This is a genomic window from Pseudomonas psychrophila (assembly GCF_001043005.1).
In the GTDB taxonomy this organism is placed as follows: domain Bacteria; phylum Pseudomonadota; class Gammaproteobacteria; order Pseudomonadales; family Pseudomonadaceae; genus Aquipseudomonas; species Aquipseudomonas psychrophila.
The window spans coordinates 324,532-348,073 of the sequence record NZ_JYKZ01000004.1; the positions used below are offsets into that span (position 1 = coordinate 324,532).

Here is a 23,542-nt window from a genome sequence, read left to right on the forward strand (position 1 = left end):
CAAAAAACGAGTTTGATCCACGCTAAAAATAACTGTATAAAAACACAGTATATTTTCAAGCACTGACTCAGCCCTGGAGAACCCCATGCCTCATTCAGCCATGCGCAGTACGTTTGAACGCATCGTCATTAATCAATTTACCCCGCTGCACTGCGCGCAAGCCCGTGAAATGCTTGGCTGGAGCCTCGACTACCTGAGTGAGCAGTCCGGGGTTTCGGTCCCGGCGATCGAACGCTTCGAAGCCCAAGCCCCTGTGCGCGACGTTACCCGGCTTGCCCTCGCTTACAGCCTGGAGGCGCAAGGGTTGGTGTTCTTTCCCGGGTTTTCGCCCGGTCGCGGGGGCAATATTCGCGGCACCACGCCAGACCCGATGGGCCGCGAAGACTTTGCCCTGATCGAGTAAAAAAGTGGCCTATTGATCTGAGGTTGGCACCTCAAGCCACCAGGCTTGTCCCTTGTGAGGCTGCGTCAGGTTGAAAGCCTCTCCCATTTGTGGCGTTGTAATGAGTACATTGCGTTGCTCTGCCAACGCCACAATGCGGTCAAACGGCTCGGACCAGGCATGGAAAGCCAGATCAAAAGTGCCGTTGTGAATCGGCATTAACCAGCGCCCATTGAGGTCGATATGAGCTTGGAGGCTATGCTCGGGCTGCATGTGCACATGGGGCCAGTCGACGTTGTAGGCACCCGTCTCCATCAGCGTCAGGTCGAATGGCCCAAACTGCTCACCAATCAGCTTGAATCCATCGAAGTACCCTGAATCTCCACTGAAGAAAATCCGAACCTCACCAATGATTAACACCCAGGATGCCCAAAGCGTCTGGTTGTGATCAAACAGGCCGCGGCCTGAAAAGTGCTGGGATGGAGTGGCGATAAAACGAATGCCTGCAACATGGGTGTCTTGCCACCAATCCAGTTGCTGGACTTTGCCGGCCTGTACTCCCCACTTGATCAACAGGTCGCCGACACCCAGCGGCGCCAAAAAATGCTGTGTTTTGGCCGCCAGCTGCAACACGGTTTTTTGGTCCAGGTGGTCGTAGTGGTTATGGGACAGAATCACGGCCTCCAACGGTGGAAGCTCTTGAAGGCTGATGGGGGGAGCATGGAAACGCTTGGGGCCAATCCACTGCAGCGGTGAGGCGCGCTGCGCGTAGACAGGATCGGTCAGCCAGTATTTGCCATTGAGCTTGAGCAGCAAGGTCGAGTGTCCCAATCGATAGACACTGAAATCAGGTGCCGCAGCCAACTGTTCACACGTTAACGCCTTGACCGGAATCACACCTGCAGGACGCGTACTCGCCGGCTTTTGAAAAAGCATTCTCCAAAAAATACCCAAGGTCTTGCCAAGACTGGAGGACGGCCGGGCGCCATCATTTCGAAATGCACCTTGATAACGCTCAGCGGGTTTAGGCCGCTCAGCACTGCGTGAGTCGAGTGCCATGGCATGAAGCCTCCAGTGAAAAAATGAGTATTATCTTGCTTTCCGGCCTGTTAGAGGTTGATCGTCATTCTATAAGAACTAACAGTGGCCACAGACATTGTCACCAACGCCGACTCGCCTTCGACTTAATAGAGCTAGTCTGCATCCATAACCGTTCCAAAAATGTGCGGAATATGTGCGATGTATTCTCGACAACCGATATCAGCAAGCAATCGACGGTCCGGGTACCCAGCGGTATCCGGGTTCATAGTCCAAACATCTCGCGCAGATAACCATGGACAATAAAAGAGGCAAAGGTTTGTCGTTTGCCAAGCGTATTTATACGCCACGTGCCATAGGTTCAGGGTTTGGCGGTCTGAGTTTGGTAGCAGCCCTGTACCCACTCGACAAGCCCATCTGGCTATGGGGACTGCTGCTGTTCAATGCACTCGTATGGCCACACCTGGCATTTCAATTGTCTTCACGTGCGACCTATCCGTATCGGACTGAGCGGCGCAACATCTTGATTGACTCGCTGTGCGGGGGGTTCTGGGCAGCAACCATCCAGTTCAACGCGCTGCCGACAGTCATTATTGTGTCCATGATGATGATGCATAACGTCGCGGCAGGAGGGCCAAGATTTCTCTTGTACGGTGTGTTGGCGCAGTTGGCAGGGGGCCTGATTTCGATTCTGTTTCTGGGAGCTGCCTTCACGCCCGAAACCAACAGCCTGCAAGTCTATGCCTGCATACCGGTGCTGATTCTTTACCCGTTTTCTGTAGGCATGGTCAGCTATCGCCTGGCGATAACCTTGGCCGAGCATAAACGCGCACTAAGTACCCTGAGCCGCACCGACAGCCTGACCGGGCTGCTCAATCACGGTTCATGGAAAGACCTGCTGCACCTGAGCTTCCTGCAAAGCAGGGAGAGTCATTCACCCGCCACCCTGGCCCTGATTGATATCGACCATTTCAAGCAGATCAATGATACCTACGGGCATATCGTCGGTGATTGTGTACTGCGCCAGCTCAGCAAGGAGCTCAAGGACAACTTGCGCGTTCAAGACCTGGCTGGTCGGTATGGCGGTGATGAATTCTGCATCATCCTGCCCAACCGCTCTTTGCATCAGGCCCAGGAAATCATGGAGCGGTTGCGTCAGGTATTTTGCAACTACCAACACGCGGACGAGCCTGAACTACGGATAAGCGTGAGCCTGAGCATTGGGCTTGCTTCGTGCCGCCCTGAGTTTCAAAACGCCTCCATCTGGCTGAACGAAGCCGATAAAGCGCTGTATATCGCAAAGAACACTGGCCGAAACAAAATCTGTGTCGGCGCCGCAGACACTTTTTCAGAACCTTCTTGAATAGCAGCCCGGGAGATACAGAGTGTCCTGGGCTGCTGCACTCAGTTAACGCAACGGCGTACAGCCGAAATTTCAGGCACGTCCAGACGCCGCATATACACGTGCAGTGGTTCGGTGATGTTAAGGCGGTCATCGATATTTTGATCCAGTAATAACTGAATCAGCTCGCGCTTCAGGGTCATGTTGTCTGCGCCATCGGCCTGCCAGACAAACTCGCTGGTGGGCGTGATGTTGTCGTCAGCAACATCCATCCCGAAGGAATCCTCACTGAAACGGACAATGTGCTGGCCTGTCTTGCGATTGAAACCAACAAAGCCATTAAGCAGGTCGGCGGCTTGGCAGATAAGTTGCGAAGTGATGCGCATGGTAAACCTCACTGACGAGCCAGAAGGCTCTGGAACAATGGTTTACACGCAAGATGTAACGCTTGTCCCTCTGCCGGGGACGTTGGTGTGGTCAAGAATACTGCACATTTGTAAGAAAAAACGCTTAAAAACAAGCAAGACACTCATTTGTGTCAGGTTCTCGATAGCCTCCATGACTGTCTTGTTGTTAAAAAGGCGGTCTCTATTTTTCTGATTGAAAGGAATTCAACCAATGCCTGACACTTTTGGCAAAAGCGCCCTGCTTCTAAGCCTGATTCTGGGAATCGGCGGCGCACAGGCCGCCAGCGCACCCAACGCTACCGAGGCGGCACTGGCCAACGCTCATGGCATCCCGCACCCGGCCGTAATTGCACATCGCGGTGCATCCTTCGATGCCCCGGAATCAACTGCAGCAGCCTATACCCTCGCCCGTGATCTGGGCGCCGACTACCTGGAAATGGACCTTCAACGCAGCAAGGACGGGGTTCTGTTTGCGCTTCACGACAACAGCCTGTTACGCACCACTGACGTGGCCGAAAAATTCCCGGACCGCAAGGACAGTCCCGCCAGCGCCTTCACCCTGGCCGAGCTTAAAACCCTGGATGCCGGTAGCTGGTTCAATCAGGCTTACCCTGATCGCGCGCGCCCATCCTATGCAGGGCTACCGATTCTGACCCTGGACGAAATAATCGATATTGCCCAAGGCAATCCACACTACAAACCGGGCCTGTACATCGAAACCAAAGAACCCAAGCAGTTCCCGGGACTTGAGCACGACCTGAAAAACAAGCTGAGCGAGCGTGGTTGGCTTGAACCTGCAACTACAACAGAGTCAAAAGTCGGCCAGGGTAAAGGTCGGGTCATGCTGCAAACCTTTGAGAAAAGCAGCCTTGAGCTGCTGCAAAAAGAAATGCCCGACACTCCGAAAATCCTGCTGCTGTGGGTGGGTGAAGGCGGCATGACACCCAACACCAGCAAGAGCTTTACAGACTCGGGCGAGAAGGACAAAGCTGCCTATTACGCCAAACAGCAGCCCAAGGACAAAGCCGAGTTCATCCAGTGGCTCGACTTTGCCAAGGCCAACGGCGCTATCGGCACAGGCCCTTCGGCGGCATTGACCCACGGCGGAGACCAAAGCTACTTCGACCTGATCAAGCCGTGGATGAACAAGGCTACCCACGACAAGGGCATGCTGGTGCACGTGTACACCCTCGACGAACCGGTTGATTTCAAGAAAGCGATGGAAGCAGGGGTCGACGGCATTTTTACGAACCGCGCCAGCGAGTTGCTCAAATTCTATCAGCGCCCCGCCCCACACAGCGTCAACCAACTGTTGGAAAAGAATGGCTATTAAGTCCGTGACTCCGTAGCCGGGTGAAAATTAAGGATGAGTTAAGTTGCGCCGGGTAATCTGATCCCACTTAAACACCTCAACCCCAAGGGATTAAACATGAAAGCACTTAATGTAGTATTCGCCACTGTTGCCCTGGCTCTGACTGCCGGTATTGCCCAGGCTGATGTACGCCCGGACCATATTCCAGGCCTGATCAAATCGGGTGAAATCACCTCATTTGAAAAGTTGAATCAAGCGGCGCTGGATAAACACCCAGGCGCAACCATTCTCGATACCGAGCTTGATCACTCTTACGGCAAACTGGTTTATGAAGTTGAATTGCGCGATAGCAAAGGTGTTAAGTGGGACGTCGATCTCGACGCTAAAACAGCCGAAGTCCTGCAAGACAAACAAGACACTTAAGTCGACTTAATAAAAAGGCCGCGCCGTTCAATATGAATGGCGCGGCCTTTTTTATTGGCTCCGCTCGGGCTTTTATAGATATTGCCCCTGCGTTTGTGCCACGCTGAGTGTTCTGGCTGGAATCAAATCTTTAAACAAGAGCATTTACCATGGCGCAAGGCGCGATTGAAGATATCGCAACGATTAACCGGATCAGTGCAGTTCCCGCGATCCTCAAGGTCATTACTGAAATGACCGGTATGCGCTTTGCCGCCGTTGCCCGTGTCACCCAAACCACCTGGACCGCCTGCGCGGTGCTCGACAATCTGAACTTTGGTTTGCAACCGGGCGGAGAACTGGACCTGGTCAGCACCCTGTGCTTTGAAAGTATGAACTCGCACCTGCCGATCATCATCGACAACGCCAGCGCAGACCCGCTCTACCAGCACCACCAAACGCCAAAGATGTATCGTTTCGAAAGTTACATCACGATCCCGGTATGGCGTACCGACGGCAGCTTCTTCGGTACCTTGTGCGCGCTTGACCCCAAGCCTGCAAGCCTCAGAAGCAGCAACATCCAGTCCACAATGGAGTCCTTTTCACGCCTGCTGTCGCTGCAAATAGAAGCAGAAGAAAACCTGCAACGCACTGAAACAGCGCTGCTGCAAGAACGTGAGAATGCAGAGTTGCGTGAACAATTCATCGCCGTTATCGGCCATGACTTGCGCAATCCGCTATTCGCCATCACTGCCGCCGCCGAGCGCTTGCTACGCAAGCACTCCAACCCGCTAAGCGATGTTCTGGTGCAGCACATCCTGGCCTCTGGCCATCGGGCATCTCAGTTGGTAGATGACGTGCTGGATTTTGCCCGGGGCCGTCTCGGTAGTGGAATTCCTGTAACTTTGAGCGAATGCTCTGATCTCAATCAAGTATTCAACCACGTGATTTCAGAGATACAGAACGTGCATCCCCAGCGTTTGATCCTGTCCGATATAGGGCAACTCATAGGTATTCGATGTGACCGTGGCCGCTTGGCACAACTGCTCTCCAACCTGCTGATCAATGCGATTACCCATGGTTGCAGCACCGGTACGGTGCGCGTCACAGCCTTGATCCAGGACGGAGTGTTCAGCATCAGGGTAGCCAACCAGGGCAAGCCCATCCCGCATGACGTGCTGCCGCACCTGTTCAAACCCTACTCACGTCCGGCCAACCATACTCCGCAAGCAGGTCTTGGTCTTGGGTTGTACATTGCCAGCCAGATCGCCCTGTCCCACGGAGGCCAACTGGAAGTCGCCTCGGATGAAGAAAACGGTACAGTTTTCACCTTTAGCTTGCCGGTAGCCTGAGCCTGCATACGAATAACTCTGTATTTGGCCTCCTGATGGGTAGAAACTGACGCGATGCTCAGCCGTAACTGGCTTAACGCGTCAGTTACCCCCTATTGCGCCTCGACAGAATCTAGACATGAACACCCGCCTCTGCGCCCATGAAGACCTGACCCTCCTGCAGCGCGAGCAACTGCTCAAGATTGAGGTAGAACCTGATCAAATCGTATTTTGCGGCGACATAGCGTCGGCCTTGCACTCGCTGCCTGCTCAGCCACACGAGGGAATCAAAGGATTGGTGCTGCTCTGTGAGGAGTTGCCGGTTGCCTTTTTATTACTTAAGCGTGAGCCACTGTTGGCCCATTGGGCAGAGGCTGGCAGCGCCACCTTGCATGCGTTTCAGGTCGACAGCCGCGTTCAGGGGCTGGGGCTGGGTAAAGCCTGTCTGCGCGAACTCCCCCGAGCCATTCAGCAGTTCTGGCCCGAAATCAGCCAATTGATGCTATCGGTAAGCCCGTTTAACGCCAGCGCCCTGGCCTTTTATCTGAGCCAGGGATGGACCGAACAGGGTGAAGCCTATCGTGGCGAGCGACGCTTGGTCCTTTCTCTGATGTCACCCGCTCAGCCCCAACTGCGAGCAAGCTAAACGGATTTCTTAACCGGCAACCAGATCTCTAGCAGCCCTGTGCCGGTGTCCGGATTAAAATCTGCGCTGTAACGTTCAAACTCGGGCGCATCCACTGCTTCGTAGCCCGACTGAGGCAGCCAGTCTTTCCAGATCGCCTGAAACGTCTGCGCAAGGGTGTCCAATGGGCCGTGATGCTCAAAGACTGCATACGACTGCTCTTGCAACTCAATCCAGCGATAGCGCTCGGGCAAATCGTCCAGCTTGCTGATAGCCACGCCAGCAATGTATTCAAAGCCCCCCTCGCCATCAGGATTGCAACAAACGCCGTAGGTTTCCTCGCCAATTTGACTTGGTACCTTTCCGATTTCCGGAATGAATTTTTCCCACAGTTGTGGAATTCGGCTAGCAGTCTCCTGAGTGAAACGGCCACCCAATCCCGCGATCAATTGAAACTGACCTTTGGTAAATCGCGGAGCCGACAGTTCGAACTTTTTTATTTGATCCATGGGGCATACTCGATGGAGTAAGTAGGAAACCTAGCAGCAGAGTATAGGAACAAAAATACAGCCCAGTCGGATCGGCGAGAAAATAGGTCCTGACAGCATCTAGACAAAAGGCCATCACCGCCCGTATTGTTCCGCCCAGACCACCGCAGTGGTCAACGTCGCTCGGACGGTTCCGGGCGCTTACGTATCAGAGGCACACATGGCAGACCAAGGTTCGCCGCGCCGCTTTGCGCGCATAGATCGACTCCCCCCTTATGTTTTCAACATCACTGCTGAACTGAAGATGGCCGCCCGACGTCGTGGCGAAGACATCATCGACTTCAGCATGGGTAACCCTGACGGCCCGACACCTCCTCATATCGTTGAAAAACTCTGCACCGTCGCACAGCGTGAGGACACTCACGGCTACTCGACATCGCGTGGCATTCCTCGCCTGCGTCGTGCTATTTCTCGCTGGTATGCCGACCGTTACAACGTTGAGATTGATCCGGAACACGAAGCCATCGTCACCATCGGTTCCAAGGAAGGTCTGGCGCACTTGATGCTCGCCACCCTGGATCAGGGCGACACCGTGCTGGTGCCTAACCCCAGCTACCCGATTCACATTTACGGTGCCGTGATCGCCGGCGCCCAGGTGCGTTCGGTGCCGCTGATTCCGGGCGTGGACTTTTTTGCCGAGCTGGAAAAAGCCATTCGCGGCTCGATCCCCAAGCCAAAAATGATGATCCTGGGCTTCCCGTCCAACCCAACGGCGCAATGCGTTGAACTGGATTTTTTCGAGCGCGTAGTGGCGCTGGCCAAACAGTACGATGTACTGGTGGTTCACGACCTGGCTTACGCCGACATTGTCTATGATGGCTGGAAAGCGCCCTCGATCATGCAAGTACCGGGCGCCAAGGATGTGGCCGTGGAGTTCTTCACCCTGTCCAAAAGCTACAACATGGCAGGCTGGCGCATTGGTTTTATGGTGGGTAATCCGGAGCTGGTCAATGCCCTGGCACGGATCAAGAGCTACCACGACTATGGCACCTTCACCCCGCTGCAAGTCGCGGCCATCGCTGCGCTCGAAGGCGACCAGCAGTGCGTCAAGGATATTGCCGAGCAGTACCGCCAGCGCCGTAACGTGATCGTCAAAGGGTTGCACGAACTGGGATGGATGGTCGAAAACCCGAAAGCTTCGATGTATGTCTGGGCCAAGATTCCCGAGGCTTATGCACACATGGGTTCACTGGAGTTCGCCAAAAAGCTGCTGTCGGACGCCAAGGTCTGTGTGTCGCCAGGAGTAGGATTTGGTGAGTATGGCGACGACCATGTGCGTTTTGCCCTGATTGAAAATCAGGACCGCATTCGTCAGGCGCTACGTGGCATTCGCGCCATGTTTCGCGCAGATGGCTTTAACGCTGGCTAAAGCCCGGCGCAAACCAAACCTGTAGATGCTCTATGTGGGAGCGAGCCTGCTCGCGAAAGACCTTCGCGAGCAGGCTCGCTCCCACATTGGCAGTTTTCCTGTAGCCGCTGCCGCAGGCTGCGACTACAAAATGTTGATGGCTTAAACCACCAGCGACAGCAGCAGAATAAAGATCAAACCTACAATCGACAGAATGGTTTCCATCGCGGTCCAGGTCTTGAACGTTTCAGCCACGGTCATGTTGAAGTACTGCTTCACCAGCCAGAAACCTGCATCGTTGACGTGAGACAGAATCAACGATCCAGCCCCTGTCGCCAGGACCAGCAGTTCGCGGTTTACACCTGGAATCATATCCACCACCGGCAACACAATCCCCGCCCCGGTAATCGTCGCCACAGTCGCAGAACCTGTTGCGATACGAATCACTGCGGCCACCAGCCAGGCCAGCAGGATTGGCGAAATTTGTGCGTTCACCGCCATATGGCCGATCACATCACCCACACCGCTCGCTACCAGCATTTGCTTGAAACCGCCGCCCGCGCCAATGATCAGAATGATCGCTGCGGTAGGGGCCAGGCTCGCGTCGAGCAGTTTGAGAATGCGCTTGGAGTCGATCCCCTGGCGCGCGCCAAAGGTGTAGAGCGCCAGCAGCAATGCCAACAGCAGAGCGCTGATCGGGTGGCCGATCATGTCCATCCAGACACGGAAGAAGTTGCCATCAGGCAGCGCGACGTCAGCAAACGTCTTGAGCAACATCAGGAACACCGGCAGCAGCACAGTGATCAGGGTGATGGAGAAGCTCGGCAGCGTGCTGGATTCCGGCTCGCTCGCCAGCTGGTCCATCAGCTCCTGGGATGCGTGACCCGGGATGTACTTAGAGATAAACGTGCCATAAATCGGACCGGCAATGATCGCGGTAGGCAGTGCAACGATCAGACCGTACAAAATAGTCTTACCGATATCGGCACCAAATACCCCGATGGCCAGCAGGGGGCCCGGGTGCGGTGGCACCAGGCCGTGTACCGCCGACAAACCTGCGAGCAATGGAATACCGATTTTGATGATCGACACGCCGGTACGACGCGCAACGATGAACACCAAAGGAATCAGCAGTACAAAGCCGATTTCGAAGAACAGCGGAATACCGACCAGGAAAGCGGCAAACATCATCGCCCACTGCACTTTTTCCTTGCCGAAGGCACGGATCAAGGTACGGGCAATTTGGTCAGCACCACCGGAGTCAGCCATCATTTTGCCAAGCATGGTGCCCAGTGCCAGGATGATCCCGACAAAGCCCAACACACCACCAAAGCCGTCCTGGAACGATTTGATGATCAGGTTGGCAGGCATGCCGGCGGTCAAGCCCAGAAACGCGGAGGCGATGATCAGAGCAATGAATGGGTGCAGCTTGAATCGGGTGATCAGTACGATCAGCCCGATGATGGTGACCACTGCATCGAGCAGCAGAAACGTATTGTGGGACATGCCTAGCATGGGGCGTCTCCTGCCTTTTTGTTCTTATCAAGTACGTGTGTGCCGCTACAGCCGAGGCAGGTAGCGCTATCTGATTGAAACAACATCATGAGGTTGCCATTACCGTCTGCTCGCACCACCAATCCTGGGCAGCGCTCGCTAATTGCTTAATGTTCATCTCGGCTGCATTCAGGGTCAGCACCAATGACTCATTGGTGGGTGACTCAAGCGCAGCGAACTGACTGTCGATCAGGGTCTTGGGCATGAAATGCCCCGGACGATCGGCCACTCGCGCTGCGGCAACCTCGGGGGTCAGCTCCAGAAACACAAAACCCAAACCGTCGACCGCACCACGCAAGCGTTCGCGATAGCGCAGCTTTAGCGCCGAGCAGGTCAAGACCGGACGCTGGCCGCTGGCAACCGCACGACGCAATTCATCGCACAGGCTGTCTAACCAGCCGGCACGGTCTTCATCGGTCAGGGGAATACCGGCACTCATTTTGTCAATGTTGGCCGCAGGGTGAAACGCATCGCCTTCAATCGGGGTCGCGCCATTGAGCTGGCACAGTGCCTGGCTAACGCTGGACTTGCCGCAGCCGGCAACGCCCATGATGACCAGAGCAGTGATAGGTTGACTCATGAAACACCTCAGTCCGTAGACAGCGCTGTCTTTGTTCATGCGTTCAATACTTGAAAGCAAAGCACAAAGCCTAGGCTACCGACGTCTATTTCTCATTTTTATGGGGAGACGCGGTGACGCTCTCGACATACAAAGCTGGGGTAACTGATTTACACACAATCAGGCAATTGCGGGCACGTCAGGACAGCGCTACCTTAGTGACTTGTTTTTTGTTTGGCAAGCCGCCCCGATGACCACCTCTAAAAACGATAAAAACACCCGAACCACGGGTCGCCCCACCCTTAACGAAGTTGCCCGCCTTGCAGGGGTCAGCCCTATCACGGCCTCCCGTGCCTTGCGCGGTATCAGCAGCGTCGCCACGGACCTTGCCGAAAAGGTGCGAATCGCAGCAGACGAGCTGAACTACGTGGTTAACCCGGCTGCTCGGGCACTGGCTTCGGCACAGAGTCACTCCGTTGTGGTGCTGGTCCCTTCATTGTCCAATCTGTTGTTCATCGACACCCTCGAAGCCATCCATGACGTATTGCGTCCCCGGGGGTTTGAGGTGCTGATCGGTAACTTTCACTACTCGCGCGATGAAGAAGAGAACCTGCTGCGCAACTATATGGCCTATCAGCCACGCGGCCTCCTGCTGACCGGATTTGACCGCTCCGAAAGCTCACGCCGGATGATTGAAAGCAGCAATGTACCCTGCGTGTACATGATGGAGCTGGATGCCGCCGAGGGCCTGAACTGCGTCGGTTTCTCCCAGTTAAAAGCCGGTGAAACCGCTGCCCGCCATTTGATCTCCCGTGGTCGCAAGCGTCTGGCCTATATAGGCGCTCAACTCGATCAGCGCACGCTGCTGCGTGGCGAGGGCTATCGCCGCGCTTTGCAGGAAGCCGGCTTGTACAATCCGGAGCTTGAACTGCTGACGCCGCGCCCGTCCTCTGTTGGCCTTGGTGGCGAACTGTTCCTGCAGTTGCTGGCCAGCCATCCGCAGGTAGATGCAATCTTTTTCGGCAACGATGACCTTGCCCAGGGCGCACTGCTGGAAGCCGCACGCACCGGCATTAAAATCCCGGAGCAGATCGCCATATTAGGTTTTAACGACCTTCCGTCCTCGGAATTTATGGTGCCGCGCTTAAGCAGTATTCGCACCCCCCGAGAAGCCATCGGCCGTCGTGCGGCCGAGCAGATGCTCACACTGATGGCCGGCAATAAAGTCGCTAATCCAGTGCAGGACATGGGATTTGAACTGATGGTGCGTGAGAGCAGCTAAAGCCCGTAGCAGCTGCCTAAGGAACGAGGCTGCGTCCGGCTGCGCAGCAGTCGTAAACCCGGTGTACGCAATGTCACTGAAATACCCCGACTGAATGGTTTTACGAGCGCTACGCACTCGGACGTAGCCTCGCACGACTCGTCAACTGCTACCGGGTTTTGCTCACCCAGTCGAGAATGTGTTGCGGCCTTTAATGCAGTTGCAACGTTGAGTTGAACTGGCTGATGGCATCGACCACATGCCTGGAGCCTTGCTGGATTTCCAGAATCGCCTCCCCTGCCTCATTCGCCAATTCAACGCCCAAGCCGGTTCGACTCAGGCTCGACTGCATGCTGGTCACCGCACTCAGCGAGAGGTCGTGGTTTCTGCGCACCACTTCAACAATTTCCAGAGTGGCCGCACTCGTGCGAGCCGCCAGGGTTCTGACTTCATCCGCCACAACGGCAAATCCGCGTCCATGCTCGCCTGCCCTCGCCGCCTCTATCGCGGCATTGAGCGCCAGCAAATTGGTTTGATCGGCAATCCCGCGAATGGTCTGCACAATCTTGCCTATGTTGTCTGACTGCCTGCTCACCGCATCAATACTTTGTGCAGCTTCATTGAGGTCTTTGGAGATAGCTTCAATGATTTGCACCGTCTGCTGAACCACCTGCGAACCTTTCTGCGCACAGGCGTCGTTTTGCACAGATGTGCTGTGGGCTGATTCCGCGGCGGTTTGCAGGTTCGTGACTTGAGCGGTGATATCACTGGCGAACTTCACCACTTTGTATAAACGGCCCTTGGCGTCAAAAATCGGGTTGTAGGACGCCTCGAGGTAAACCGTATGACCGTATTTATCGACCCGTTCAAATCGCCTGGAGTGGTATTCGCCACGATTAAGCGAAGCCCAAAAAGCTTTATACCCGGCAGACTCTGCCTCACTTCTGCGACAGAACATGCCGTGGTGCTGGCCGACGATTTCACTCAACGAATAATGCATGGTGTCGAGAAAATTCTGATTGGCATTCATCACCCGACCATCAGGAGAAAACTCGATCACGGCCATCGAGCGGCTCAACGCATTCACGATGCTCTGATTTTCGTGTTCTTTGTTGATTCGAGCGGTGATGTCAGAAGCCACCTTGATCACACGGGTGACGTGCATGTCTGCGTCGACAATGGGCATGTAACTGGCTTCCAGCCACACCTCGCGCCCTGCCTTGTCGAGACGTGAAAAGGTGCCATTCAAGGGGTCGCCGTGCGCCAGATCGCTCCAGAAGTGACTGTAGTCGCTGGATCGTGCGTAAGCGTTTTCGCAAAAAAGTCGGTGGTGCTTACCGCGGATTTCGTCAGCGGAATAACCCATTACCCTGCAGAAGTTCTCGTTGGCCTCCAGAATGGTGCCATCAGGAGCAAATTCAATGATTGCCATGGACCGACTGATTGCTTGCACTTTGGCTAATGTTTCATTCAACGAGCCGTTTAGACGTTTGTTCTCAAGCAGGTCGGCTTTGCTATGCAAATTAAACATGGCTCAATCCCTGGAGGTGCTGTCTATTGATAATTCAAAAGTTTGAAGGCACGGCAAATCACCCGACTTTTAACTTTTAACGTTAGAGCTGTACGCACTTCGAGGGTTTAAGCATTTACCGCTCAGGCCCCGTCACGATGGAGCATAGCTAGCCAAATGATACGTGCAAGCATATGGCCATCAACCTGCGACGGAACGCTCAAGCTTTAGAAAATCACCGAATGGAGGATGCGCGATTAAAACTGGCAGGGGCTCAAACACCGAGCCCCCGGCAAATGGCTTAATGCCCAAACAATCCTGTATCGGATTTCTTGGATTTTTTATCAGCGCGTTTTTCATCGGCTGTTTTGGCGGGCTTTTTCTTCGCCGCTTTCTTTGAATCCATGCCTTTAGCCATGTTGTGCGCTCCAGTGTTCAGGGATGTGAACTCAGGTATAACACTGATCCGCTGCAAACTTTTATTTAAACGCTGTTATTCAAAAAAGAATGAGCGGTCTCGTGTTTTAATTTCGAATAAACCTTTAAAAGTTTCTTCGATTACCGCGCAATTCCAACCTGTTGATTGTTTATACTGCGCGACCTCTCCTTAAGCCTCGACTTATGACTGCCCTAGTTTATGCCCCACTTGAAGCGCCTTTATGGCCGTTAATGAACAAGTTTTACCGTGCCCATCAATCGTCGATGAAAGCGGTCAAGGACGCACAGCTGTGGGTCGCCCGCCAAGAAGACATTATTGCGGGGCTGTGCCTGCGACCACTGGCTCACGGCCACTGGCTGACTGGATTGTTTGTCGCACCGGCACTGCGCGGGAAAGGCGTGGCAGGTGAACTGGTCAGGCATGCTGTGAGCAGCTGTGAGGGGCCAGTCTGGTTGTTCTGCGATCCCGAACTGCAAGGATTCTATGAAAAACTGGGGTTCTGCCTGGACGTGGAATTGCCCCACGCCCTGCACGAGCGGCTGGTTCGCTATCAACGCAACAAGGCGATGATAGCGATGGGGGTAACTACTCCTTCGTACCCGGCTCCAGATCAGGAAACAGTACCTCGATAAAACCGAACTTGCTGAAGTCCTTGATCCGAGACGGATACAGCCGACCTATCAGGTGATCGCACTCATGCTGGACTACCCGCGCATGAAAACCTTCAGCCACCCGTACGATCGGCTCACCTTTGGGGGTGAAGCCCTCGTAACGGATCTTGTGAAAACGCTCAACGACCCCGCGCAGACCTGGTACTGACAGGCAACCCTCCCAATCCTCCTCAAGCGCCGGGCTCAAAGGTGTGATCAGCGGGTTGATCAAGATGGTCTGAGGCACGGCCTCGGCATCCGGGTAACGTTCGCTGTGCTCGAAACCGAAGATGACCAATTGCAGGTCAACCCCGATTTGCGGAGCCGCAAGACCCACGCCACCAGCGTGCTCCATGGTCTGCAGCATGTCGTCGATCAATTGCCAGAGTTCTGGAGTATCGAACATTTCATCCGGGACTGGCTGGGCTACACGTAATAGACGCTCATCGCCCATTTTCAAGATTTCACGAATCATGGTAAGTATTCATCAGAAGTGGGTTTAAGGGAGTGGTCACGCCCAAGGCCGGAGACATGTTGCTTGGGATCAGGGTCGTCAGATTCATCGAATGTCTTCTCACCCGGATTCTTGCCTTCAGCCGACATGTGTTCAATCACAGCATTCATTTCAGCACCCAGCAACAGCACTGCGGACGAAATGTAGAAGTACAGCAACAGGACGATGATTGCGCCGATACTGCCATACATGGCGTTGTAGTCCGCGAAGGTTTTGACATAAAAGGCAAACCCCAAGGACGCAATGATCCAGACCACCACCGCCAGCACCGAGCCCGGCGTGATAAAGCGAAACTTCTGCTCCACATCCGGCATGACGTAATACATCAACGCCACGGCCACCATCATCAACAGGATAACCACCGGCCAGCGCAGGATGGTCCACAGAGTCACCACAAAGTCTTCAAGGCCTACCTGCCCCGCCAGCCAGCTCATCACCTGCGGCCCTAGCACCATCAATGCCGCGGCAACCAGCAGCATCCCGGCAATGCCGATGGTGTAAAAAATCGACAGCGGAAAACGCTTCCAGATGGGACGACCTTCGACCACGTCATATGCGGCGTTCATTGCACTCATCATCAGCCTTACGCCTGCAGAAGCCGTCCATAAGGCAATCACGATACCCACTGACAGTAATCCGCCCTTGGATTGCTGTAACTGATCGATCACCGGATTGACCTGCTCCAGCGCTTGCGGTGGCAGTACCAGCTCGGACTGCAGGCGCAGCCACGAAAAGAAGTCGGGAAGATGCAAAAAGCCGATCAGGGCAATCAGAAACAGAATGAAGGGGAATAATGAAAACAGCATTTGATAGGCCAACGCCGAGGCATAAGTCGACATCTCATCGTCGATAAACTCCTTGACCGTACGGATCAAGACTTTGCCCAAAGGCAGGCCGTTCAAGCCTGGAAAAAACATAGCGTCTCCTTTCGCCGCTGAGTTATTGAGATCACACGCCTCCAAGCGAAGGGTTGTACCTAAAAGTAGTCCAATTGGCGACGTTAAAAGCACTGACTTGCCAAACCCGTGAAAGGACCACTGCAAGTGTTGACCTGCCTGCCCCGTAGCGAGTTTCATTTATTTCTGCCGATCATTTCGTCGATCAGAGCAGGTTGGGCTTTATGTTTGCCCGCTAACCCCCGAGAATACGCGACGTATTCAGGCTATGGCGCTGAAGATCCGCAATTGTAGGAAGTTTATGAAACTCGATAAAAAGCTGGCTATTGCCCGCAGAAACCAGGAACTCGGCGGCGCGGTACTCGGCGTCAACAACTGCCATTTCGCCGCACTGAACACCAACAAGAACATCTGGTGGTTCGATATTCCGCTGGCCCGCCTGGCCATCGGTCAATACGAATGGGTGCACCTGCTGCTGCACACCCCAAGCACCGACGAACTGCTGCACCTGAAAGTTACCACTGCTTTCCTGCGTGAAAAACGCGAAGGCATGGTTGTTCGCGCGACGCACAAGCGCACGCCGACCATGAGCCTTGAGCTGAGCGCAGACAAGGACTCCTACTTGCAGGACGTTCGTCCGACAGGTACTGGTGTTAACTTCTCGCCGTTCTTGCAGAAATAAACCCAAAGGCCACAACCTGTGGCCGTCCTGTAGCAGCTGGCGAAGGAACGAGGCTGCGTTCGAGCGCAAAGCGGTCGTAAATCAGGCGAGCGCGGTGTATCTGGCACACTACATCGAATGGTTTTACGACGGCTGCGTCGGGGTGCCGCATCACGCCGAACGCAGCCTCGTTCCTTCGCCAGCTGCTACAACAGATCTTCGCCGTTTCAAAACGAAAAAGCCCCGCATTGCGGGGCTTTTTCGTATCCGGGCGAGTTACTTTTTAAGGCCCAACTTTTTCAGTTCTTCGTCACGCAGCTCACGACGGAGAATTTTGCCGACGTTGGTAGTCGGCAAGCTGTCGCGGAACTCGACGAATTTCGGAGCCTTGTAAGCCGTCAGATTGGCGCGCATGTGCGCCATGACCTGATCCTTGGTCAGGGTCATGCCCGGCTTGACCACGATAAACACCTTGATCAATTCCCCGGTTTTTTCATCCGGTATGCCGATTGCTGCTGACTGCAGTACGCCAGGCAACGAAGCCATCACGTCTTCCAGTTCGTTCGGGTAAACATTGAACCCCGATACAAGGATCATGTCCTTCTTACGATCGACAATACGCATGTAACCATCAGGCTGAATGATCGCGATATCACCGGACTTCAACCAACCGTCGCTGTCCATGATCTCGGCGGTCGCGTCAGGGCGCAGCCAATAACCTTTCATGACCTGCGGGCCCTTGATGCACAGCTCGCCAATTTCGCCCAGCGGCAGTTCTTCACCGGCATCGTTGATCACTTTGCACAGGGTCGAAGGCATCGGAATGCCGATAGTGCCAATCTGGATGTTCTGGATCGGGTTCACCGAAGCCACTGGGCTGGTTTCAGTCATGCCATAACCTTCGCAGATCGGGCTGCCCGTCACGGTTTTCCAGCGTTCGGCTACCGACAGTTGCAAGGCCATGCCGCCCGACAACGTCATCTTGAGCGCTGAAAAGTCCAGCTTGCGGAACGCCTCGTTATTGCACAACGCTACAAACAGGGTGTTAAGACCGACAAACCCGGTGAACTTCCACTTGGAAAGCTCTTTAACCATCGCCGGCAAGTCACGGGGGTTGCTGATCAGCACGTTGTGGTTGCCAAGCAACATCATTGCCATGCAGTGAAAGGTAAAGGCATAGATGTGATACAGCGGCAATGGCGTAATCAGGATTTCACTGCCCTCATTGAGGTTGGAAGCCATCAACGCCTTGCACTGCAACATGTTGGCGATCAAGTTGCGATGGCTGAGCATCGCGCCCTTGGCCACACCGGTGGTGCCACCAGTGTATTGCAACACGGCAACTTCACTGTTCACCGGGCTTGCTTCCTTGACCGGCTGGCCCCGCCCTTTGCTCAGTACGTCATTGAACTTGATGGCCTGAGGCAAGTAATAGGCCGGCACCATCTTTTTCACATACTTGATGACCGCATTGATCAGCACACGCTTGAAGGGTGACAGCATGTCAGCCACTTCGGTGACGATCACATACTTGACCGAGGTCTGTGGAACGACCTTTTCGGCCAGATGCGCCATGTTTGCCAGGCATACCAGCGCTTTGGCACCGGAATCCTTGAACTGGTGTTCCATTTCCCGCGCGGTGTACAGCGGGTTGGTGTTGACCACGATCAAGCCGGCGCGGATGGCTCCGAACACAGCGATCGGGTACTGCAACAGGTTGGGCAACTGCACGGCGATGCGATCGCCGGGTTGCAGGTCGGTGTGCTGCTGCAACCAGGCAGCAAATGCGCCGGACTGCTCGTATAGCTCACCGTAAGTGATGGTTTTGCCGAGGTTACTGAACGCCGGTTTATCAGCGAAACGCTGGCAAGACTCCCGCAGTACCGTCTGAATATTTGGGTATTCATCTGGATTGATTTCAGCAGCAATCCCAGTTGGGTACTTATCCTTCCAAAAGCCTTCAATCATGGAAGCCCACTCCTCAGCGTCGCGAATTCTTCACCGCATCGGGTGCGGTTCTTATTTGTTTGATTTTTATAATGGACAGTTCTGGCTTTTAGTTACCTAGAAGTCACAAAGCGCGCCGAGAGTAGCAGCTTTGCCAAAGGCCGCCTAGAGCCAAAAACAGGGTTGAGAGTCACCAACCTGACTGTAGGACAATCCTAAGTCATCATTAGTGCAAAAACTCTATTACTGACAAAACCCCTCTATACCGGGCCTTTTGGATCAATCATCTGACACCTTCAGTAACGACAGGTCATTTTCACGGATGAAAAAAAACGCCCACTCCCTCAAGGCAAGCGGGCGTCTGTCGCCAGGCTGAACGAATCAGGCGATATCACGTAACTCGCGACGCAGGATTTTGCCCACCGGTGTCATGGGCAAAGAATCGCGCAAAACGATTTGCTTGGGCACCTTGTAACCGGTGAAGTTGTCCTTGCAGTAGGCCTTGAGCTCTTCAACGGTCACCCCGCCAGCGCGAGGAACAACAAACAGTTTGACCGCCTCCCCGGTGCGCTCGTCCGGTACGCCAATGACCGCGCAATTGGCCACTTTTGGATGGGCCATCACGATGTCTTCAATTTCGTTGGGGTACACGTTGAAACCGGAGACGATGATCAGGTCTTTTTTGCGATCGACAATACGGACAAAGCCATCCGGATCAATCACCGCAATATCACCGGTCTTGAACCAGCCCTCGGCATCCAGTACTTCGGCTGTGGCTTCTGGGTTTTGCCAGTAGCCTTTCATCACTTGCGGACCTTTGACGCAGAGTTCGCCTCTCTCGCCCAGGCCCAAGTCGACACCTTCGTCGCTGATTACTTTCATGGCTGTACCGGGAACCGGCATCCCCACCGTCCCCAGCCTTGCCAGTGACCCGCAGGGGTTGGCACTGGCCACGGGCGAGGTTTCAGTCAGGCCGTAACCTTCGACAATGCGGCACCCAGTGAGTTTTTCCCAACGTTCAGCGGTGGCCTTGACCAGCGCCGTACCGCCCGAGTTGGTGATTTTAAGCGCGGAGAAATCCACCGTCTTGAAATCAGGGTGATCCATGAGCGCGACAAACAAGGTGTTGAGACCCAGAAAACCGGTGAATTTCCAGTTCTTGAGTTCCTTGATAAAACCTTTTATGTCACGCGGATTGGTGATCAGGACGTTGTGGTTGCCGGTGACCATCATGCCCATGCAGTTAACGGTGAATGCATAGATATGGTAGAGCGGCAGCGGGCCAATCATGATCTCGCGACCGTCCTTGAGCATCGGCTGCCCGTCAGCATCATGCTGGGAGAGGCAGGCACGCAATTGCTGCATATTGGCGATCAGATTGCCATGGGTCAGCATTGCCCCCTTGGGCAGACCGGTTGTACCGCCGGTGTATTGCAGCACTGCGGTGTCATCCAGCGTTACGGTCAGTGGCCGGATAACCTGGCCAGCACCACGGCGCAAAACACTTTTAAAAGGGATCGCCTGAGGTAACTGATAAGCCGGCACCAGCTTTTTAACCTTGTCGACCACCAGGTTTGTGATCCAGCCTTTTACGGCGGGCATCATGTCGCCCATTTTGGCTTCGATCAGGTAGTCGATCTCGATCTCTTGCAGTACTTCCTGAACGCGCTTGCCGAACATGTTCAAGTACACCAGCGCACGAATGCCCGCGCTCTTGAACTGATGGTGCATCTCGCGCGAGGTGTAGAGCGGGTTGGTGTTGACCACCACCAGCCCAGCCCGCATGGCACCAAAGACGGCAATCGGGTACTGCAGGGTATTGGGCATTTGTACGGCGATACGATCACCGGGCTTGAGATCGGTGTGTTCCTGCAGATAACCGGCAAAGGCGGCACTGTAGCGCTCAAGCTCGGCGTAGCTGATGGTCACACCCAAATTGCTGAAGGCAGGGCGATCCGCGAATTTTTTGCAGGAGCGCTCAAACACGTCAACGACCGACTTGTAGGTCGTCATGTCGATATCCAGCGGAACACCGGTTGGACGTTTGTCATTCCAGAAATCAGGTTGCATTATTTTTATCCTCGTACCTGAGCGTGTCTGGCCGCAATTTTCACTTGATGAAAAGCGGAACCTGCGGACGGTATCAGTTATCAAGTTGTAGGCAAATACAGCGATCTTCGCCATTTACATCTTGAATCTTATTACAACACGACGCCTTGATAAGTGGCTGCAGTGCAAATGCGCTATACACTGCTACGACAACAAATAAAGGAAACGCCATGATCCCTGAGACTTTTTGGCTTGGCGCGAATGACCGCAGTGGTCTTTTCGTTAACCAGTGGCTGCCTGCAGGCACGCCCAAGGCCATAGTCCTGCTGGCTCATGGCATGGCTGAACACAGCGGCCGCTATGCCCACCTGGGCAAAACCCTGTGTGATGCCGGCTTTGGACTGTATGCCCACGACCAGCGCGGTCATGGCAAAACGGCCGAACATGGGACTCTGGGGTATTTCGCCGACAACGATGGCTGGTGCGCAGTCGTCAGCGATGTCGCCAGCCTTGCTCAGCACATCGGCCAGACTCATCCAGGGGTGCCGATTTTCCTGCTCGGCCACAGCATGGGTAGTTATATCGCCCAGGCCTACATGATGCATCACGGTGCCAGTCTGCAAGGTGCCATTCTCAGTGCCTCAAATTTCCAGCCGGTAGCGCTTTATCGTGCCGCCAGCCTGATCGCCCGCCTCGAGCGTTTACGCCAGGGCCCCAAGGGCCGGAGTGCGCTGATCGAGTGGCTGTCTTTCGGCTCGTTCAATAAAGCCTTCAAGCCCAATCGCACGCCATATGACTGGCTCAGTCGTGACCCGGCGCAAGTCGATGCCTATGCCAGCGACCCTTTATGCGGCTTTCGTTGCACCAACCAGCTGTGGATCGATCTGCTTGGCGGGTTGCAGCAAATCAGCAAAGCGTCCAATCTCGCTCAGATCGATCCGGGCCTGCCTTTGCTGATAATGGGCGGTGCATGTGATCCGGTAAGTGAAGGCAAGCGTCTCACTGATCTGGCCAAGGCTTTGAGAACGGCCGGAAATCGTCAGTTGCAACTGAATTTGTATCCGCAAGCGCGACACGAACTTTTCAACGAAACAAATCGCGACGAAGTGATGGCGGATGTGATCGATTGGCTCAATCAGGCATTGAGCCACGCCCGCCCCCAGCGCAGCGAATGAGTAACACCTTTTTTGTAAAAAAGTATTTTAAAATCAATATCTTAAAACCGAACACTTGTCACAGGACATGCGCTAGATGACCCAGGTTACCAACACCCCGTACGAAGCCCTCGAAGTCGGCCAGACTGCCAGCTACAGCAAAACCGTCGGAGAGCGCGATATTCAGCTTTTTGCGGCCATGTCCGGCGACCACAACCCCGTGCACCTCGATCCTGAATTCGCGGCCGCTACCATGTTTAAAGAGCGCATTGCCCATGGCATGTTCAGCGGCGCTTTGATCAGTGCTGCCGTGGCCTGTGAACTCCCAGGGCCGGGCACCATTTATGTCGGCCAGCAAATGAGCTTTCAGAAACCGGTAAAAATCGGTGACACCCTCACCGTGCGTCTGGAAATTCTGGAAAAGCTGCCAAAATTTCGCGTGCGCATTGCCACCCGAGTATTCAATCAGCGCGATGAAATCGTCGTTGATGGCGAAGCCGAGATCATCGCGCCGCGCAAGCAACAAACCGTGACCTTGCCAGTACTCCCGGCGATCAGCATCGGTTAAACGCATGCATGCAAAAGCGGGCTTGCTGGCGATGCAGTTCACTCGGTACAGGTCACATACCGGGTTACTGCTATCGCGAGCAAGCCCGCTCTCACTGTAGATCTAAAGTCGATCTACCCGCCCTGGGCTAATCAAGCCCGGGCACGTGCCTCGTTGCGCAAAGCCTTGACCTGATCGTGGTTGCGTTGCACGCCATGCAACTGACGCTCTACCAGATCACGGATACCTACCAGGTTATGCTTGCTGATTTTCTCCAGCGCTTCCTTGTAGGCTTTCAGGGCATGGTCTTCGCCGCGCTCAGCTTCGTTGAGCACCGCTTCTTCATCCTTGCCTGTAAACACGGATTTAACGTCTACCCAGCGGCGATGCAAGTCACCGGACACGCTGGTGCTGGTTTCAGGATCGCCACCCAGGGCGCGTACCTGAGCCTGCAACTCGGCCGCAGCAGCGGCACATTCAGCCGAACGCTTGGCAAACAGCGCTTTGAGTTCCGGGTGTTTGATATCTTCGGCGCAGGTTTTAAACCCTTCCTGACCGTCTTTGCTGGTTTCGATCAAATCGTTCAGGACGCTAATGGCTTCTTTATTGAGGTCAGTCATTGTTCAATTCCTTACAAGGTTGAGGATCGTGCAATAGAGATTGCAGGGCTCGTGCCAGTTTTTGAATTAAAAAAAAACTATAAATATCAATAAGTTATCAAAACAAGAGAAATCTGTATCCGGTTTATATGCATGATCTGTCAATTGGCCTTCATGCAAATTGCCTGTATTTTCCCCCCATAGCATTACGCACCTGAAGGCCGCTGCATGAACCCCGAAAAACTTGAACTCCTGATCACTCGCGAGATGCCTTTCGGAAAATACAAGGGCCGAATCATCGCAGACCTGCCCGGCCAATACCTGAACTGGTTTGCCCGCCAGGGCTTCCCCCATGGCGAACTGGGCGGCTTGCTGGCCCTGATGCAAGAGATCGATCACAACGGCCTGTCAGATCTGCTCGACCCGCTACGCGCAAAACACTCAAAACCCAAACCTCGCCACTAATCGAG

Annotated in this window: 24 protein-coding genes and 1 pseudogene; 13 read left to right on the forward strand and 12 right to left on the reverse strand. The window is 54.4% G+C overall.

The window, feature by feature from the left end:
- Positions 1-85: 85 nt before the first annotated feature.
- Entirely contained in the window at positions 86-403 is a 318-nt protein-coding gene (locus tag TU76_RS12845) for a helix-turn-helix domain-containing protein (protein ID WP_019829168.1), read from the forward strand.
- A gap of 9 nt (positions 404-412) precedes the next feature.
- Here the strand turns inward: TU76_RS12845 and TU76_RS12850 are convergent, their stop codons facing one another.
- Positions 413-1,441, reverse strand: coding sequence for an MBL fold metallo-hydrolase (locus TU76_RS12850; protein ID WP_048351778.1), 1,029 nt, complete (start codon positions 1,439-1,441; stop codon positions 413-415).
- Between the two features lie 274 nt (positions 1,442-1,715).
- Here TU76_RS12850 and TU76_RS12855 point away from each other — a divergent pair, with 274 nt between their 5' ends.
- The gene (locus TU76_RS12855) at positions 1,716-2,783 is read left to right on the forward strand and encodes a diguanylate cyclase (protein WP_046808853.1); all 1,068 of its coding nucleotides are present in this window, start codon (positions 1,716-1,718) and stop codon (positions 2,781-2,783) included.
- A gap of 41 nt (positions 2,784-2,824) precedes the next feature.
- Here the strand turns inward: TU76_RS12855 and TU76_RS12860 are convergent, their stop codons facing one another.
- Positions 2,825-3,148: a DUF2025 family protein gene (locus tag TU76_RS12860; RefSeq protein WP_019829165.1), complete on the reverse strand. Its 324-nt coding sequence runs from the start codon at positions 3,146-3,148 to the stop codon at positions 2,825-2,827.
- 232 nt (positions 3,149-3,380) lie between these two features.
- Between TU76_RS12860 and TU76_RS12865 the strand changes: the two genes are divergently transcribed.
- From TU76_RS12865 to TU76_RS12880, 4 genes are all read left to right on the forward strand, one after another.
- Positions 3,381-4,502, forward strand: coding sequence for a glycerophosphodiester phosphodiesterase (locus TU76_RS12865; RefSeq protein ID WP_048351779.1), 1,122 nt, complete (start codon positions 3,381-3,383; stop codon positions 4,500-4,502).
- Between the two features lie 96 nt (positions 4,503-4,598).
- A complete protein-coding gene (locus tag TU76_RS12870; RefSeq protein ID WP_019829163.1) occupies positions 4,599-4,904 on the forward strand; it encodes a PepSY domain-containing protein in 306 nt (101 codons plus the stop codon).
- Between the two features lie 149 nt (positions 4,905-5,053).
- Positions 5,054-6,232 (forward strand): GAF domain-containing sensor histidine kinase, encoded by a 1,179-nt coding sequence (locus tag TU76_RS12875; RefSeq protein ID WP_046808855.1) that lies wholly within the window; start codon positions 5,054-5,056, stop codon positions 6,230-6,232.
- A 118-nt stretch (positions 6,233-6,350) separates the two neighbouring features.
- The gene (locus TU76_RS12880) at positions 6,351-6,857 is read left to right on the forward strand and encodes a GNAT family N-acetyltransferase (protein ID WP_048351780.1); all 507 of its coding nucleotides are present in this window, start codon (positions 6,351-6,353) and stop codon (positions 6,855-6,857) included.
- Here TU76_RS12880 and TU76_RS12885 read toward each other — a convergent pair.
- Complete coding sequence (locus TU76_RS12885; protein WP_048351781.1) at positions 6,854-7,345, reverse strand: GyrI-like domain-containing protein; 492 nt, start codon at positions 7,343-7,345, stop codon at positions 6,854-6,856. The two genes, TU76_RS12880 and TU76_RS12885, sit on opposite strands and share 4 nt — an antisense overlap.
- Before the next feature lie 199 nt (positions 7,346-7,544).
- On the opposite strand from TU76_RS12885, the gene alaC reads away from it, so the two are divergent.
- The gene (gene alaC, locus TU76_RS12890; RefSeq protein ID WP_019829159.1) at positions 7,545-8,753 is read left to right on the forward strand and encodes an alanine transaminase; all 1,209 of its coding nucleotides are present in this window, start codon (positions 7,545-7,547) and stop codon (positions 8,751-8,753) included.
- 141 nt (positions 8,754-8,894) lie between these two features.
- On the opposite strand, the gene TU76_RS12895 is transcribed toward alaC, so the two are convergent.
- Positions 8,895-10,247 carry a GntP family permease gene (locus TU76_RS12895; protein WP_019829158.1) on the reverse strand — a complete coding sequence of 451 codons (1,353 nt, stop codon included), beginning with the start codon at positions 10,245-10,247 and terminating at the stop codon, positions 8,895-8,897.
- Between the two features lie 85 nt (positions 10,248-10,332).
- Positions 10,333-10,866 carry a gluconokinase gene (locus tag TU76_RS12900; RefSeq protein WP_019829157.1) on the reverse strand — a complete coding sequence of 178 codons (534 nt, stop codon included), beginning with the start codon at positions 10,864-10,866 and terminating at the stop codon, positions 10,333-10,335.
- A 229-nt stretch (positions 10,867-11,095) separates the two neighbouring features.
- On the opposite strand from TU76_RS12900, the gene gntR reads away from it, so the two are divergent.
- A complete protein-coding gene (gene gntR / locus TU76_RS12905) occupies positions 11,096-12,127 on the forward strand; it encodes an HTH-type transcriptional regulator GntR (RefSeq protein WP_019829156.1) in 1,032 nt (343 codons plus the stop codon).
- 190 nt (positions 12,128-12,317) lie between these two features.
- Here gntR and TU76_RS25880 read toward each other — a convergent pair whose 3' ends face one another.
- Together TU76_RS25880 and TU76_RS25885 are read right to left on the reverse strand one after the other, a co-directional pair.
- On the reverse strand, positions 12,318-12,890 hold the full coding sequence (locus TU76_RS25880) for a methyl-accepting chemotaxis protein (protein ID WP_401014846.1): 573 nt from the start codon (positions 12,888-12,890) through the stop codon (positions 12,318-12,320).
- Positions 12,867-13,637 (reverse strand): annotated as a pseudogene (locus TU76_RS25885) (PAS domain-containing protein); the annotation flags it as partial. The pseudogene TU76_RS25885 and the gene TU76_RS25880, both read right to left, overlap by 24 nt.
- A gap of 600 nt (positions 13,638-14,237) precedes the next feature.
- Here TU76_RS25885 and TU76_RS12915 point away from each other — a divergent pair.
- The gene (locus tag TU76_RS12915; RefSeq protein WP_082113352.1) at positions 14,238-14,687 is read left to right on the forward strand and encodes a GNAT family N-acetyltransferase; all 450 of its coding nucleotides are present in this window, start codon (positions 14,238-14,240) and stop codon (positions 14,685-14,687) included.
- Here TU76_RS12915 and def read toward each other — a convergent pair.
- The gene (gene def / locus TU76_RS12920; RefSeq protein ID WP_019829152.1) at positions 14,641-15,180 is read right to left on the reverse strand and encodes a peptide deformylase; all 540 of its coding nucleotides are present in this window, start codon (positions 15,178-15,180) and stop codon (positions 14,641-14,643) included. The two genes, TU76_RS12915 and def, sit on opposite strands and share 47 nt — an antisense overlap.
- Positions 15,177-16,136, reverse strand: a complete 960-nt coding sequence (locus TU76_RS12925) for a YihY/virulence factor BrkB family protein (protein WP_048351782.1) — start codon at positions 16,134-16,136, stop codon at positions 15,177-15,179. The genes def and TU76_RS12925 overlap by 4 nt, the downstream gene beginning before the upstream one ends.
- Positions 16,137-16,416: 280 nt before the next feature.
- Between TU76_RS12925 and TU76_RS12930 the strand changes: the two genes are divergently transcribed.
- The gene (locus TU76_RS12930) at positions 16,417-16,797 is read left to right on the forward strand and encodes a hypothetical protein (protein WP_019829150.1); all 381 of its coding nucleotides are present in this window, start codon (positions 16,417-16,419) and stop codon (positions 16,795-16,797) included.
- A 255-nt stretch (positions 16,798-17,052) separates the two neighbouring features.
- Here the strand turns inward: TU76_RS12930 and fadD1 are convergent, their stop codons facing one another.
- Positions 17,053-18,744, reverse strand: coding sequence for a long-chain-fatty-acid--CoA ligase FadD1 (fadD1, locus tag TU76_RS12935; protein ID WP_046808857.1), 1,692 nt, complete (start codon positions 18,742-18,744; stop codon positions 17,053-17,055).
- 360 nt (positions 18,745-19,104) lie between these two features.
- The gene (fadD2, locus tag TU76_RS12940) at positions 19,105-20,793 is read right to left on the reverse strand and encodes a long-chain-fatty-acid--CoA ligase FadD2 (RefSeq protein ID WP_019829148.1); all 1,689 of its coding nucleotides are present in this window, start codon (positions 20,791-20,793) and stop codon (positions 19,105-19,107) included.
- Positions 20,794-21,002: 209 nt separating this feature from the next.
- On the opposite strand from fadD2, the gene TU76_RS12945 reads away from it, so the two are divergent.
- Together TU76_RS12945 and TU76_RS12950 are read left to right on the forward strand one after the other, a co-directional pair.
- Positions 21,003-21,947 carry an alpha/beta hydrolase gene (locus TU76_RS12945; RefSeq protein ID WP_019829147.1) on the forward strand — a complete coding sequence of 315 codons (945 nt, stop codon included), beginning with the start codon at positions 21,003-21,005 and terminating at the stop codon, positions 21,945-21,947.
- Between the two features lie 76 nt (positions 21,948-22,023).
- Positions 22,024-22,494 carry a MaoC family dehydratase gene (locus TU76_RS12950; RefSeq protein WP_019829146.1) on the forward strand — a complete coding sequence of 157 codons (471 nt, stop codon included), beginning with the start codon at positions 22,024-22,026 and terminating at the stop codon, positions 22,492-22,494.
- A gap of 131 nt (positions 22,495-22,625) precedes the next feature.
- Here TU76_RS12950 and TU76_RS12955 read toward each other — a convergent pair whose 3' ends face one another.
- The gene (locus tag TU76_RS12955; RefSeq protein WP_019829145.1) at positions 22,626-23,093 is read right to left on the reverse strand and encodes a PA2169 family four-helix-bundle protein; all 468 of its coding nucleotides are present in this window, start codon (positions 23,091-23,093) and stop codon (positions 22,626-22,628) included.
- 207 nt (positions 23,094-23,300) lie between these two features.
- On the opposite strand from TU76_RS12955, the gene TU76_RS12960 reads away from it, so the two are divergent.
- Positions 23,301-23,537, forward strand: a complete 237-nt coding sequence (locus TU76_RS12960) for a DUF3820 family protein (protein WP_019829144.1) — start codon at positions 23,301-23,303, stop codon at positions 23,535-23,537.
- The last annotated feature ends 5 nt before the right edge of the window (positions 23,538-23,542 follow it).